The sequence below is a fragment of the Tahibacter soli genome (assembly GCF_025717065.2).
In the GTDB taxonomy this organism is placed as follows: Bacteria; Pseudomonadota; Gammaproteobacteria; order Xanthomonadales; family Rhodanobacteraceae; genus Tahibacter; species Tahibacter soli.
Genome location: NZ_JAOVZO020000001.1, coordinates 557,934 through 570,798 on the forward strand (window position 1 = coordinate 557,934; position 12,865 = coordinate 570,798).

Here is a 12,865-nt window from a genome sequence, read left to right on the forward strand (position 1 = left end):
GACCGTACAGACACATCGGGAGACGCGTATGGATATCGCCGAGCTGCTTGCCTTTTCCGTCAAGAATAAAGCGTCCGACCTGCATCTGTCCGCAGGCCTGCCGCCGATGATCCGCGTCGACGGCGACGTGCGCCGCATCAATATTCCGGCGCTCGACCACAAGCAGATCCATTCGCTGATCTACGACATCATGTCGGACAAGCAGCGCCGCGACTACGAAGAATTCCTCGAGTGCGACTTCTCGTTCGAGATTCCCGGCCTCGCGCGCTTCCGCGTCAACGCGTTCAACCAGAACCGCGGCGCCGGCGCGGTGTTTCGTACCATTCCGTCCGAAGTGCTCACGCTCGAAGACCTCGCCTGCCCGAAGATCTTCAAGGAGCTGATCGAGCAGCCGCAGGGCCTGATTCTCGTGACCGGTCCGACCGGTTCGGGCAAGTCGACCACGCTCGCGGCGATGATCGACCACGTCAACAAGAACGAATACGCGCACATCCTGACGGTCGAAGACCCGATCGAGTTCGTGCACACGTCGCAGAAGTGCCTGATCAACCAGCGCGAAATCCACCGCGACACGCACGGCTTCAACGAAGCGCTGCGCGCGGCGCTGCGCGAAGACCCCGACTACATCCTCGTCGGCGAAATGCGCGACATCGAAACGATCCGCCTCGCGCTCACGGCGGCGGAAACGGGCCATCTCGTGTTCGCGACGCTGCACACCTCGTCGGCCGCCAAGACCGTCGACCGCATCATCGACGTGTTCCCGGCCGGCGAAAAGCCGATGGTGCGCTCGATGCTGTCCGAATCGCTGCGCGCGGTGATCTCGCAGTCGCTGATGAAGAAGGTCGGCGGCGGGCGCATCGCGGCGCACGAAATCATGATCGGCATTCCGGCGATCCGAAACCTGATTCGCGAAGACAAGGTCGCGCAGATGTACTCGTCGATCCAGACCGGCGCGCAGTACGGCATGCAGACGCTCGACCAGTGCCTGCAGGATCTCGTGAAGCGTGGACTGGTTACGAGACAGCAGGCCATCGGCTATGCGAAGAACAAGGAAATCTTCAAGTAACCACTGACTCCCTCTCCCCGGGCTCGCCCGGGGAGAGGGCTGGGGTGAGGGGGCGGCGCCGGGCAGTACCTCGATCTCGACGAAGGGCGGCGCGTCACCCCCTCACCCCGACCCTCTCCCCCGGCGCAGCCGGGGGAGAGGGAGGAAAGAAACGCGGGAGCCAACGATGAGCAGCGTAGATTTCACCTCCTTCCTCAAGCTGATGACGCACAAGAAGGCGTCCGACCTTTTCATCACGGCCGGCGTGCCGCCGTCGATGAAGGTGCACGGCCGCATCAGCCCGATCACGCAGAATCCGCTGACGCCGCAGCAGTCGCGCGACATGGTGCTCAACGTCATGACGCCGTCGCAGCGCGAAGAATTCGAAAAGACGCACGAGTGCCAGTTCGCGATCAGCGTGACCGGCGTCGGCCGCTTCCGCGTGTCGTGCTTCTACCAGCGCAACTGCGTCGGCATGGTGCTGCGCCGTATCGAAACGAAGATTCCGACGGTTGACGAGCTGTCGCTGCCGGCGGTCATCAAGACGCTCGCGATGACCAAGCGCGGCATCATCATCTTCGTCGGCGCGACCGGCACCGGCAAGTCGACGTCGCTCGCGGCGATGATCGGCTATCGCAACCAGAATTCGACGGGCCACATCATCACGATCGAAGACCCGATCGAATACGTGCACAAGCACGAGGGCTGCATCATCACGCAGCGCGAGCTCGGCATCGACACCGAAAGCTGGGAAAACGCGCTCAAGAACACGCTGCGCCAGGCGCCCGACGTCATCATGATCGGCGAAGTGCGTACGCGCGAGACGATGGAGCACGCGATCAACTTCTCCGAAACGGGCCATCTGTGCCTGTGCACGCTGCACGCGAACAACGCGAACCAGGCGCTCGACCGCATCATCCACTTCTTCGCCGAAGACCGCCGCGAACAGCTGTTCATGGACCTGTCGCTGAATCTGAAGGGCGTCGTCGCGCAGCAGCTGATTCCGACGCCGGACGGCAAGGCGCGCCGCGTCGCGATGGAGGTCATGCTCGGTACGCCGCTCGTGCAGGACTACATCCGCAAGGGCGAGATCCACAAGCTCAAGGACGTGATGAAGGAGTCGACCAACCTCGGCATGCGCACGTTCGACCAGAGCCTGTTCGAGCTGTACCAGTCCGGCGAAATCTCGTACGAAGACGCGCTGCGCCACGCCGACTCGGCCAACGAAGTGCGCCTGCGCATCAAGCTCGCGCAGGGCGGCGACGCGCACACGCTGAGCCAGGGTCTCGACGGCGTCGAGCTCGTGGAAACCTGACGAAAGTACCTTGCGCCTCTCCCGCGCGCGGCGCGGGAGAGGCGCGTCCGGATGCGGCTTCAGTTCGCCTCGAACCGCTCGAACAGCTCGACGCCGTTCGCCTTGGCCGTCAGCTTGATGTCGACGCCGCGAATCCACTTCTGGTACAGCGCGAACATCGCGCGCTGGTCTTCGACGTCCTTGCGCTGCGCGTCCGGCAGCATCGCCGCGAGCGTTTGCGTCCACTCGCCGAACTGGCCGTACAGCGCGCCGCTGAAATACATGCGGAAGAACACCGGCTCGGCGGCAGGGGCGGCGGTCAGGTAGGCGCCGAGCGTCGCGTCTTCGCCGGCACCGGCCGACAGCGCGATCGCCTTGTCGTTCATCGCGGCGAAGAGCGGCGGCACCTGTCCGGGCACGAGGCCCGCCGGCAGCGCGACTGGCTTGCCGTCCGGCGCGATCTTGAGGTCCTTCAACGCCGGCGACGCGAGCTGGCCCATCGCGAGCGCGGACATCGGATTGGTCAGCGCCACGAGCAGCTTGCCGGCGTATTCCGGCTTGCCGGCGCCGCCGTCGAGCGCGAACTTCGTCAGCGTCATGCGCAGGCCGGTGAGGTCGCTCGCCGGCGGCGGAATCGTGGTGGCGAGCTTGCCGTTCATCTCGGCGAAACTCTGATTGAGTTCGGCCAGATGCTTGCACGCGTACGGCTTGTCGACGACGGCCTTCGACTGCTTGACGAAAAAGTCCTTGAGCTTGAGCACCGGCAGCGACATCGCGATGTCCATCTGCCCTTCGGGCGCGCCGGCCGAACCGGGCGCGGCGCCTACCGCGGCGGCGAAGTCCCTGGCGAGGGCAGGCTCGAGCTCGAGGCGGCCGACCATGTCCATCTTCTTGGGCGCAAGCTCGGTGTAGCCGAAAACGAGGCGCGGGAACTTCTTGGCAATGTCCAGAAATTCCTGGCGGCAGGTGGCGTCGACCGGCTCGTGGGTCTTGCCGTCGATCGCCTTGAACTCGTTGAGCACGGGGTCGGTTTCGCCGGTGCCGACGTCGACGATGCGCACGCTGTCGACGAGCATCGTGCCGTACGGCAGAAACTTGTTGTCGGCGTTGATCTTCGCGAGCAGGCCCGCGTCGCCGAGATTCTTTTCGGGACGCGTAAGGCCGAGCAGGCGCTTTTTCGCATCGTCGCTCGCCTTCGGCGGCGCGATCGTGGCGACGAGATGCTTGTCGACGACCGCGAAGATCGCGACGATCTTGTCGTTGCCGACGAACCAGTAGTCCTGATCGCCGAGCTTGCCGGTCGAGAGCTTCGCGCCGGCTTTTTCCTCGACGCGCGCGACGGTCGCGCGCAGCTTGGCGGGGTCGGCCAGTTCCCAGCGCACGACGGGCACGAGGCCGATGCCGTACATCGCGAAGCGCGCGCTGCCGGTGAAGCCGGCGTCTTCGGCCGAACCCTTCTCGGCGAGCGCGCGGGTTTCGTCGAGAATCGCGCGCACGATCTTGCGCTGCTCGTCGGTGAGCTCTTTCGCCTCGTTGACGAGGCGGTCGTACGTGCCGAACACCAGCGGCCACATCTGCTTCATCATGCCGACGTATTCGTCGCGCACGGCCTGCGGCACGGGCTCGATGTTCGCGAAGACGTAGGCCGTGTCGGCCGGTACGAACGCGAGCGGCACGGACGCGTCCTGTTTTTTTCCACAAGCCGAAAGTGCGGCAATCAGCGCGAACGGCAGCGCGCGGCGCAGTAGCATCGACATCGCAGTTCCCTCTTCAGTCGTGAGTTTAGCCCTCTCCCCCAAGCTCGCTTGGGGGAGAGGGTTGGGTGAGGGGGTGACGCCAGGGCCTTAATCGATCTCGACGCAGTGCGAAGCGCCTGCCCCCTCACCCCAGCCCTCTCCCCCGACGGTCGTCGGGGGAGAGGGAGTTTTTGCGTGGCGCCTCGGCGCCGACTCAAACCCCGAGCAACTCGGCCAGCACGGCCATGCGCACGAAGACGCCGTTGCCGACCTGTTCCAGTATGCGCGATTGCGCGCCGTCGGCAACCGCCGAGGCGATTTCCACGTCGCGGTTGATCGGGCCGGGGTGCATCACGAGGCAGTCGGGCCGCGCCAGGCGCAGGCGGCGCGCGTCGAGGCCGTAGCGCGCGTAGTACGCCTGCTCGGACGGCACCAGCGCGAGGCTCATGCGTTCCTTCTGCAGGCGCAGCATGATCACCGCGTCGACGCCGGCGATCGCCTCGTCGAAATCCTCGATGACGCGGCAGCCCGGCAGCTCGCTCTCCGGCGGCAGGAGGTTCGCCGGGCCGCACACGCGCAGTTCGCCGACGCCGAGCGTGCGCAGCGCGTGGATGTCCGAGCGTGCGACGCGCGAATGCAGGATGTCGCCGCAGACGAGCACCGTGAGCGCGGAAAGATCGGGGCGATGCCGGCGGATCGTGTAGACGTCGAGCAGGCCCTGCGTCGGATGCGCGTTGTTGCCGTCGCCGGCGTTGACGACCGTGGCCTTCGAGCGCGTGTTGCGCGCGAGGAATTCGGCGGTGCCGTTCTCCTTGTGGCGCACGACGAACGCGTCGCAGCGCATCGCCTCGAGCGTGTGCAGCGTGTCGACGAGCGATTCGCCCTTGACGGTTGACGAGCTCGCGATGTCGAAGTTGATGACGTCGGCGCCGAGCCGTTTCGCCGCGAGGTCGAACGACGTGCGCGTGCGCGTCGACGGTTCGAAGAAGAGGTTCACGACGGTGCGGCCGTGCAGCAGGTCGAGCTTGCGCGTACCGGCGTCGAAGCCGGCCTGCAGCGCGTCGGCGCGGTCCAGCAGTTTGACGAGCAGCGCGGCGGGCAGCCGGTCGAGCGTGATCAGATGGCGCAGGCGCTGCTGCGAATCGAGTTGTACGTGGGTCATGGTTGGTGGCTGAGCCAGTTCTCTAGAATGACTTCGGCCGCGATGGCGTCGATCGTCGCGGCGTGCTTTTTCTTCGCCGCGCCCTGCGCGCGCCGCGCGGCGAAGCGTCGGCTCGCTTCGACCGAACTCATGCGCTCGTCGGCCAGGTGCAGCGGCAATGCATAACGTCGTTCGAGCTCGCGAGCGAACGCGCGCGCGGCGACGCTCGCTTTCTGTTCCTCGCCGTCCCTGGTCAGCGGCAGACCGACCACGAGCGCGTCGGGCGTCCATTCCCTGATCCACGTTTCGATGCGCGTCCAGTCGGGTCCGCGTTCGCCGTTCGTCGCGACGCCGAGCGGGCGCACGTTGCCGGTGATGCGATTGCCGAGCGCGACGCCGATCAGTTTCGAACCGTAGTCGAATCCCAGAACATTCATGCCACGCGGACGCGGACGGCGTTAAGCATGTCCGGCATAGTCGGTCAGCTGCGCCATGTTGCTGACGCCGAGCAGCGCGGCGGCGGCTTCCCAGCGCGTATCGAGCGGCGTGTCGAACAGCAGGCCTTCCTGCGCCGGCACGGTGAGCCACGCGTTGTCGCGCAGTTCCTGCTCGAGCTGTCCCGGGCTCCAGCCCGCGTACCCGAGCGCGACGACGGCGCGGTCGGGGCCGCGGCCTTCGGCCATCGCGATGAGGATGTCGCGCGAGGTGGTCACGCAGATGCGGTCGGAGATGCGGAACGACGATTCCCAGTTGCCGGCCGGCACGTGCAGCACGAAGCCGCGCTCGGGCTGTACCGGGCCGCCGATCAGCACCGGCGCGTCGTTGACCTCGGGCAGCTCCGTCGAGAGGTTCATCTGCGCGAGCACGTCGCCGAGGCGGTATTCGGACAGGCGGTTGACCATGAGGCCCATCGCGCCTTCTTCGTTGTGCTGGCACAGGAACGTGACGCCGCGCGCGAAATTCGGATCGCGCATCGCCGGCATGGCGATGAGTAGCTGGTTCGAGAGCGTCGCTAGCTGTCGCATGGGGCGATTGTAGCGGGGAATGCCGGCCTTGAGCCGGCCCGGCGAAGAATTCCCCGCCGCGTCCGGTCAGCGGCTGTCCAGAATGTCGCCGGGCCCGAAGATCCACGTGCGCGTGATGTGCAGCTCGTCGATCTCTTCGGCTGTCTTGGGAATCGGCGGAAACGGCACGGCGAGCTGAACGATGCGCTGCACGGCGTCGTCGAGCACCTTGTGACCCGATCCTTCGATGATGTCCATCCGTTGCACGCTGCCGTCCTTGTTCAGCGTGACGGTGAGGATGACGTTGCCGCGCAGCTGCTGCCGGCGCGCCTCGTCGGGATAGTTGAGGTTGCCCACGCGCGTGACGCGCGCCGCCCATGCCGCGAGGTACGACGCATATTCATATTCTTGCGTATTGGCAGAAATAAACTTTTTCTTCGGGCGCTTGGCGTACGCCTCGTTGCGGTTCTGCACTTCCTGCGCGAGCTTGGCCATTTCGATGCGGCGCTCGGCCAGTTCCTGCGCCTGCGGCAGGTCGGTCTCGCGCTGCTCGGGCGTTTCCTTCTCCGTGCTGACGGTGAAGTCGCCGTTGCGCTGCGTCAGCACTTCGGTGCGGCTGGGCGGCGTCGGCGTCGGCGCGCCGGCTTCGATCGGCTTGGGCGCGAGGCCCGGCGTCGGTTTCGGCAGGGGGCTCGACAGCTGCTGCGTCGGCCGTCTGGCCTGGTCGCTCTCGCCGCCGCCGGCGTTGTTCGCCTGCGCGAGGAAGTCGGCCTTCTCGGGCTTCTGCGCGTTCGCCGACTGCACGAGGATCACGTCGAGCGACGGCAGGCGCGCCGCCGGTGTCGCGAACGTGAAGCTCACCCCGAGGATGACGATCGCGTGCGCGATCAGCGAAAACAGCAGGGTGACGCCGAAACGGTCGGCGGTGGAAACTTGATTGCTCACGTGGCGCTCAGCGTCGCTTCGAGGCGGTCGAACAGGAGACCGGCGATATTAAGCCCGAACTGCCCGTCGAGTTCGCGGATGCACGTCGGAGATGTGACGTTGATCTCGGTCAGCCAGTCGCCGATCACGTCGAGGCCGACGAAGCGCATGCCGCGGCGCACGAGTTCGGGTCCGACCTGCGCTGCGATCCAGCGGTCGCGGTCGGACAGCGGCACGCCGACGCCGCGGCCGCCGGCCGCGAGATTGCCGCGAAAATCGTCGCCCTGCGGAATCCGCGCGAGCGCGTACGGCACGGGTTCGCCGTCGACGAGCAGGATGCGCTTGTCGCCGGCGGTGATCTCGGGAATGAACTTCTGCGCGAGCGCGAAACGGCGGCCGTTGACCGTCAGCGTTTCGAGGATCGAATTGAGGTTCGGATCGCCGCGATGCGAGACGAAGATGCCGCGGCCGCCCATGCCGTCGAGCGGCTTCAACACCGTGCGGTCGTGTTCGGCGACGAACCGGCGCAGTTCGCCGGCGTCGCGCGCGACGAGCGTCGGCGCGCAGCATTGGGGAAAATGCAGCGTGTAGAGCTTTTCGTTCGCGTCGCGCAGGCCCTGCGGGTCGTTCGCCACGAGCGTGCCGGCGCGCTGCGCCAGTTCCAGCACCATCGTGTCGTAGATGAACTGCTCGTCGACCGGCGGGTCCTTGCGCGCGAGCACGAGCTGCGCCGATTCGGCGAGGTCGACCCACTGCGCGTCGCCGAGCGTGAACCAGTCGTACGGATCGTCGCGCACGACGAGCGGCGCGAGGCGTGCCCAGGCGCGACCGCCCCGGATCGCCAGGTCGCCCTGGGTCATGTACTTGAGCGCCCAGCCGCGCCGCTGCGCTTCGAGCAGCATCGCGAACGTGGAGTCTTTCTTGGTCTTGATCGCGGCGATGGGGTCCATCAGCACGGCTAGCGCGCGGGACATGCGGGTTCCTTGCGAAGGTTCGGCGGCATCGGCGACGCCTCATCGTCAATTCCGAGGCGTGTCCAACGTTCTATACTAGCCCCGGATACTAGCATCGTCGCCCGGCAGGGCGGTCGCGACGGGGTGGTGGCATCGGCAGGCTAACGCAATGGCCGCAGCCACTTACGCGACTAACTTGACAGCTTTGGTAACGATTGGTTAAACAGCCGCAAGGCTTACGCTCAAGGTCGCGTCACTGCGCCGGAGCCGAGGCGAACCGGCGTCGCAGCAAGTCGAGATGGCAAGACTCGTGCATGGGGTTCGACCCGTGCCGTAGATCAGGTGGCTGGAGGGTACGTGGAAGACGCGACGAAACAGGGCAGCCTCACCGGCATGAAGGTCATGGTCATCGACGATTCGAAGACCATACGCCGCACTGCCGAAACGCTGCTCAAAAAGGAAGGCGCCGATGTCGTCACCGCAACGGACGGCTTTGAAGCGTTGGCGAAGATCTCCGATCACCAGCCGCACATCATCTTCGTCGACATCATGATGCCGCGTCTGGACGGCTATCAGACCTGCGCGCTGATCAAGAACAACCAGATGTTCAAGTCGACGCCGGTCATCATGCTGTCGTCGAAGGACGGGCTGTTCGACAAGGCGCGGGGCCGCATCGTCGGCTCCGAACAGTATTTGACCAAACCGTTTACCCGCGAAGAGCTGCTTGGCGCAATCCGGCGTCACGTGGACCTCAAGGCGTGACGTAGTTGCAAGGTTTGCGGCAAAGGCCATGGCGCTCAACAGGGGGAAGCGATGGCGCATATTTTGATAGTTGACGATTCGCCCACCGATGTCCGCGTCTTCACGACGCTGCTCGAGAAGGCGGGTCACCGCGTAAGCAGTGCGGGAAATGCCGAGGAAGGCATCGCCGCGGTGAAGCGCGAGCGTCCGGACCTCGTCATCATGGACGTGATCATGCCCGGGATGAACGGCTTTCAGGCGACGCGCACGTTGAGCCGCGACGACGCCACGGCCCACATCCCGATACTGATCATCACGACCAAGTCGATGGAGACGGACCGGGTCTGGGGGTTGCGCCAGGGCGCGAAGGACTTCCTGACCAAGCCGGTGGGCGAGAAAGAACTGCTCGCCCGTATACAGAATCTGCTGCCGAGTTGAGCGTTATCTAATGTCCGCAACGACCGACACGCTCCAGCTGACGCCGTTCGAAGTGCTCGCCGACTACGAGCGCCGTAGTCTTGCGCATATCGCCGGCATGCCGGAGGAGGTCGAGGCGTCGGGCCTGTGGCGCGGCATCGGCTTTCGCGTCGGTACGCGCTATCTCGTGTCGAGCATCGCGGAAGTCAACGAAATCCTGACCTTCCCGCAGCTGACGGTCGTACCGGGAACGCGGCCCTGGCTGCTCGGCGTCGCCAACGTGCGCGGCAACCTCGTGCCGGTGGTCGACCTGCGCAACTTCGTCGAAGGCGATCGCAGCCAGATCACCGATTCGACGCGCGTGCTGATCATCCGCCAGCACGGCGGCAGCGTCGGCCTGATGGTCGACGAGGTGTTGGGCCAGCGCAATTTCTCGGACGAGCAGCGCGCCGACGCCGAGGACGAATCCGACCAGCGTTACGGCCGGTTCGTGCCCGAGCGCTACCAGCTCGGCGAAGTGTTGTGGGGGTTGTTCAGCATGGCGGCGTTGGTGAGGACGCCGGAATTTCTGCAGGCGGCAGCGTGATCCCGCGCGGGCGGGCCGATCTCAAACAATCGCGGGACGACTTCAAATTGGGCGGGTGAGGTGAAGGCATGAGCACAACATCAGGGGCGGCCAAGGAGCGTGCGTCAGGCACGAACACCTTGTTGATCATTCTTCTGCTGCTGGCCATCGCGCTCGCGGCGGTGGATTTCTTCTGGCTGAACAGGAAGAACAACGACGACCGCAATGCCGTCGCACTGACCACGCAGATCCAGGTGCTGTCGCAGTCGATCGCGAAATACGCCTCGGAATCGGCAGGCGGCAACATCGAAGCGTTCAAGGAACTGGAGGCGACGCGCAACGTCATCGACCAGAACATCCAGAAGCTCAACCGCGGCGACGAAGCCGGCGGCATGCCGGGCTACCAGGACGAAGCCGTCGTATCCAAGCAGCTGACCGAACTCGGTCGCGCCTGGGCGACGCTCAACACGAACGCGACCAAGATTCTCGGCAACAAGGAACTGGTACTGAGCTCGGCGGCGACCGCGGTCGACTTCTCGGGCCAGATTCCGATCCTCAACTCGCGCATGGACGAGGTCGTCAATCTCCTGACGAACCGCGGCGGCTCGGCGCAGCAGGTGCAGATCGCCTCGCGCCAGATGCTGCTCGCCGACCGCATGATCCGCCGCGTGCAGGAAATTCTGCAGGGCGGCCAGGGCGCGCAATCGGCGGCCGACGGCTTCTCGCGCGACGCGCGCCTGTACGGCGCGGTGCTCTCGGGTCTCATCAACGGCAGCCCCGATTTCAACATCAAGGCGCTCGACAACCCGAACGGCAAGGAAATCCTCACCGACGTGTACGCGCGCTGGTCGGGCATGGGCGAGATCGTCACCAAGATCACCGATTCGGCGCTCGGCCTGCAGGAAGTCAAAGAGGCCGCCGACAACATCTTCCCCGATTCGCAGACCGTGCTGCTGCGCGCCAACGACGTCGCGACGAAGATCGGCGAACTGCCGCAGAAGCGCATCTTCCCGAACGTGTGGTGGGGCATCGCCTCGGCGCTCGCCGCCGGTATCCTGGCCCTGTTGCTCGTCGTCGCCCAGGTGCGCGACCAGCGCCGCCGCTACCAGATCACCGCCGAGCTGAACCAGCGCAACCAGGAAGCCATTCTGCGCCTGCTCGACGAAATGGGATCGCTCGCGGAAGGCGACCTCACGGTGAAGGCGACGGTGACCGAAGACATCACCGGCGCGATCGCCGACTCGGTCAACTTCGCGGTCGAAGCGCTGCGCTCTCTCGTCACGACCATCAACGAAACGGCCGTGCAGGTGTCGGCCGCCGCGCAGGAAACGCAGGCGACCGCGATGCACCTCGCGGAAGCGGCGGAACATCAGGCGCAGCAGATCACGTCGGCGTCGGCGGCGATCAACGAAATCGCCGTGTCGATCGACGAGGTGTCGAAGAACTCCGCCGAATCGGCGGACGTCGCGCAGCGCTCGGTGCAGATCGCGTCCAAGGGCGCGGCCATCGTGCGCCAGACGATTCAGGGCATGGACTCGATTCGCGACCAGATTCAGGAAACGTCCAAGCGAATCAAGCGCCTGGGCGAGTCGTCGCAGGAAATCGGATCGATCGTCGAACTCATCAACGACATCGCCGAACAGACGAACATCCTCGCGTTGAACGCGGCCATCCAGGCGGCCTCGGCCGGCGAAGCGGGCCGCGGCTTCGCGGTCGTCGCGGACGAAGTGCAGCGCCTCGCGGAACGCGCGTCGAACGCGACGAAGCGAATCGAAACGCTGGTGCAGACGATTCAGTCGGACACGAACGAAGCGGTCAGCTCGATGGAGCAGACGACCGCGGAAGTGGTGGCCGGCGCCCGACTCGCCGAAGACGCGGGCCTGGCCCTGGGCGAGATCGAAAAGGTGTCGAACGACCTTGCGGACCTGATTCAGAACATCTCCGAGGCCGCGCGCCAGCAGTCCGCTGCGGCGACGAACATCTCGGCGACGATGAACGTGATTCAGGAAATTACGACGCAGACCTCGCTCGGTGCGAGCCAGACGGCCGAGTCGATCGGCAACCTGGCGCAGCTCGCTGCGGACCTGCGCCGTTCGGTCGCGGACTTCAAGCTGCCGACCTGACGGTCGGCAAGCTCACTGACGACGAGGTGATCCCGAGCGCATGGCCCTGGCGATTGGCAACTGGTCGGCGCTCAACGCCATGCCCGGCATGGACGAGGCCGAATTCGCACGTTGGGCCGAGCTGCTCGAACGGCGTACGGGCGTGGTCGTGCCGCCGGCGCGCAAGCCGTTCCTGGTCACCGCGGTGCGCGGACGCATGCGCGAAACCGGGCATACCCGTTTCGACGACTACTACCGCGACCTGCACAAGATGCCCGAGGGCGCGATCGAGTGGACGACGCTCGTCGATCGTCTCACCGTGCACGAAACGCACTTCTTCCGGCATCAGCCGTCGTTCGACCTGATCGCCAACGAATGGCTGCCGCGCGTCGCGCAGAGCGGCAGCCAGACCGCGCTGCACGCGTGGAGCGTCGGCTGCTCGACCGGCGAGGAGGCGTTCACGCTCGCGATGGTGCTCGACAAGCACGTCAGCGCGATCCGCGACGCGCGCATCTATTTCGGCGTCACGGCGACCGACGTGAGCCATCCGGCGCTCGCGGTCGGGCGCGGCGCGCTGTATCCGCGCAGCAAGCTCAACGAGATTCCGGCCGAATACCGCGAGCGCTACGTCGACGAACTCGACGCCGACAGCTTCTCGATCCGTGAAAGCCTGCGCAAGCGCGTGGGTTTCGCGCAGTTCAACCTGCTCGACGTCGCGCGCGCGCCGCTCAAGCGGCTTGATTTGATTTTTTGCCAAAATGTACTGATTTACTTTGCAAGGGACCGCCGGCGCGAACTGCTCGATTCGCTGGCGGGGCTCTTGAAGCCGGGCGGCATGCTGGTGCTCGGGGCTGGAGAGGTCATCAGCTTCGCGCATCCGCAGCTGTCGCGCGTGCCGCACCGGCAGGCGCTCGCCTTCCTGCGCAACCGTTGAGAGAAAAGC

Annotated in this window: 13 protein-coding genes; 7 read left to right on the forward strand and 6 right to left on the reverse strand. The window is 65.6% G+C overall.

The annotated features are described in order from the left end of the window. The first annotated feature begins 28 nt into the window (after window positions 1-28). Both OD750_RS02275 and OD750_RS02280 read left to right on the forward strand, forming a co-directional pair. Window positions 29-1,066 carry a type IV pilus twitching motility protein PilT gene (locus tag OD750_RS02275; RefSeq protein WP_263543613.1) on the forward strand — a complete coding sequence of 346 codons (1,038 nt, stop codon included), beginning with the start codon at window positions 29-31 and terminating at the stop codon, window positions 1,064-1,066. A gap of 166 nt (window positions 1,067-1,232) precedes the next feature. Continuing rightward, window positions 1,233-2,360, forward strand: coding sequence for a PilT/PilU family type 4a pilus ATPase (locus OD750_RS02280; RefSeq protein ID WP_263543612.1), 1,128 nt, complete (start codon window positions 1,233-1,235; stop codon window positions 2,358-2,360). A 59-nt stretch (window positions 2,361-2,419) separates the two neighbouring features. Here OD750_RS02280 and OD750_RS02285 read toward each other — a convergent pair whose 3' ends face one another. The 6 genes from OD750_RS02285 to gshB form a co-directional block, all read right to left on the reverse strand. Further along, a complete protein-coding gene (locus OD750_RS02285; protein WP_263543611.1) occupies window positions 2,420-4,096 on the reverse strand; it encodes a hypothetical protein in 1,677 nt (558 codons plus the stop codon). Window positions 4,097-4,289: 193 nt separating this feature from the next. Further along, on the reverse strand, window positions 4,290-5,237 hold the full coding sequence (locus OD750_RS02290; protein WP_263543610.1) for an aspartate carbamoyltransferase catalytic subunit: 948 nt from the start codon (window positions 5,235-5,237) through the stop codon (window positions 4,290-4,292). Beyond that, complete coding sequence (gene ruvX, locus OD750_RS02295; RefSeq protein WP_263543609.1) at window positions 5,234-5,653, reverse strand: Holliday junction resolvase RuvX; 420 nt, start codon at window positions 5,651-5,653, stop codon at window positions 5,234-5,236. Before ruvX ends, OD750_RS02290 begins: the two co-directional genes overlap by 4 nt. A gap of 21 nt (window positions 5,654-5,674) precedes the next feature. Next, complete coding sequence (locus tag OD750_RS02300; protein ID WP_263543608.1) at window positions 5,675-6,241, reverse strand: YqgE/AlgH family protein; 567 nt, start codon at window positions 6,239-6,241, stop codon at window positions 5,675-5,677. A gap of 66 nt (window positions 6,242-6,307) precedes the next feature. Continuing rightward, a complete protein-coding gene (locus OD750_RS02305) occupies window positions 6,308-7,165 on the reverse strand; it encodes an energy transducer TonB (protein WP_263543607.1) in 858 nt (285 codons plus the stop codon). Then, the gene (gene gshB / locus OD750_RS02310) at window positions 7,162-8,118 is read right to left on the reverse strand and encodes a glutathione synthase (RefSeq protein ID WP_263543606.1); all 957 of its coding nucleotides are present in this window, start codon (window positions 8,116-8,118) and stop codon (window positions 7,162-7,164) included. The genes OD750_RS02305 and gshB overlap by 4 nt, the downstream gene beginning before the upstream one ends. Window positions 8,119-8,490: 372 nt before the next feature. On the opposite strand from gshB, the gene pilG reads away from it, so the two are divergent. From pilG to OD750_RS02335, 5 genes are all read left to right on the forward strand, one after another. Then, a complete protein-coding gene (pilG, locus tag OD750_RS02315) occupies window positions 8,491-8,859 on the forward strand; it encodes a twitching motility response regulator PilG (RefSeq protein WP_263543771.1) in 369 nt (122 codons plus the stop codon). A 51-nt stretch (window positions 8,860-8,910) separates the two neighbouring features. Next, window positions 8,911-9,276 carry a response regulator gene (locus OD750_RS02320; RefSeq protein WP_263543605.1) on the forward strand — a complete coding sequence of 122 codons (366 nt, stop codon included), beginning with the start codon at window positions 8,911-8,913 and terminating at the stop codon, window positions 9,274-9,276. Window positions 9,277-9,286: 10 nt separating this feature from the next. Beyond that, window positions 9,287-9,841: a chemotaxis protein CheW gene (locus tag OD750_RS02325; RefSeq protein WP_263543604.1), complete on the forward strand. Its 555-nt coding sequence runs from the start codon at window positions 9,287-9,289 to the stop codon at window positions 9,839-9,841. A 68-nt stretch (window positions 9,842-9,909) separates the two neighbouring features. Then, complete coding sequence (locus OD750_RS02330) at window positions 9,910-11,943, forward strand: methyl-accepting chemotaxis protein (protein ID WP_263543603.1); 2,034 nt, start codon at window positions 9,910-9,912, stop codon at window positions 11,941-11,943. A gap of 40 nt (window positions 11,944-11,983) precedes the next feature. After that, window positions 11,984-12,856: a CheR family methyltransferase gene (locus OD750_RS02335; protein ID WP_263543602.1), complete on the forward strand. Its 873-nt coding sequence runs from the start codon at window positions 11,984-11,986 to the stop codon at window positions 12,854-12,856. Window positions 12,857-12,865: the final 9 nt, after the last annotated feature.